We start from the raw sequence: 675 nt of genomic DNA, 5'->3' as shown, positions 1-675 counted from the left end.
TTTTGTATTCCGTAGAATACGATTTTTGCCTCATCGTTCAGTTTTCAAAGTTCGTCATAAAAATGGTGGAGCCTAGCGGGATCGAACCGCTGACCTCCTGCGTGCAAGGCAGGCGCTCTCCCAGCTGAGCTAAGGCCCCATTAAAGGGATGAAATTGAAGATGGTCGGGAAGACAGGATTCGAACCTGCGACCCCTTGGTCCCAAACCAAGTGCTCTACCAAGCTGAGCTACTTCCCGAAAATGCACCCTGAGAGATTCGAACTCCCGACCCCTTGATTCGTAGTCAAGTACTCTATCCAGCTGAGCTAAGGGTGCGGAATATAAGGATCAAACAGCAAACATCAAAATGAAAATGGTACCGAGGGCCGGAATCGAACCGGCACGGGGAAACCCCCGCAGGATTTTAAGTCCTGTGCGTCTACCAGTTCCGCCACCCCGGCAGGGATATAAAAGGTAGAACCTTCATTCATAATTGAATTCTGGTGATCATTGAAGATAAAGATGGTGCCGGCAACAGGAGTCGAACCCGCGACCTACTGATTACAAGTCAGTTGCTCTACCAGCTGAGCTACACCGGCAAGTGTAATAAAAATGGTGGAGGATGACGGGATCGAACCGCCGACCCCCTGCTTGTAAGGCAGGTGCTCTCCCAGCTGAGCTAATCCTCCATATGT

Annotated in this window: 6 tRNA genes; all 6 read right to left on the bottom strand. The window is 50.4% G+C overall.

Annotated elements, in window-relative coordinates:
* Nucleotides 1–63: 63 nt before the first annotated feature.
* The 6 genes from Q7C19_RS15640 to Q7C19_RS15615 all read right to left on the bottom strand — a co-directional run bounded on the left by Q7C19_RS15640 (nucleotide 64) and on the right by Q7C19_RS15615 (nucleotide 669).
* Nucleotides 64–139: transfer RNA gene (locus Q7C19_RS15640), tRNA-Ala, on the bottom strand.
* Between the two features lie 22 nt (nucleotides 140–161).
* Nucleotides 162–238, bottom strand: a tRNA-Pro gene (locus Q7C19_RS15635).
* Between the two features lie 4 nt (nucleotides 239–242).
* Nucleotides 243–316: transfer RNA gene (locus Q7C19_RS15630), tRNA-Arg, on the bottom strand.
* Between the two features lie 38 nt (nucleotides 317–354).
* Nucleotides 355–441, bottom strand: a tRNA-Leu gene (locus Q7C19_RS15625).
* 62 nt (nucleotides 442–503) lie between these two features.
* A tRNA-Thr gene (locus Q7C19_RS15620) sits at nucleotides 504–579 on the bottom strand.
* Between the two features lie 14 nt (nucleotides 580–593).
* Nucleotides 594–669: transfer RNA gene (locus Q7C19_RS15615), tRNA-Val, on the bottom strand.
* Nucleotides 670–675: the final 6 nt, after the last annotated feature.

Source organism: Exiguobacterium sp. PHA03 (genome assembly GCF_041945985.1).
Classification (GTDB): domain Bacteria; phylum Bacillota; class Bacilli; order Exiguobacteriales; family Exiguobacteriaceae; genus Exiguobacterium_A.
This window is presented reverse-complemented; position numbering and strand designations above follow the sequence as displayed.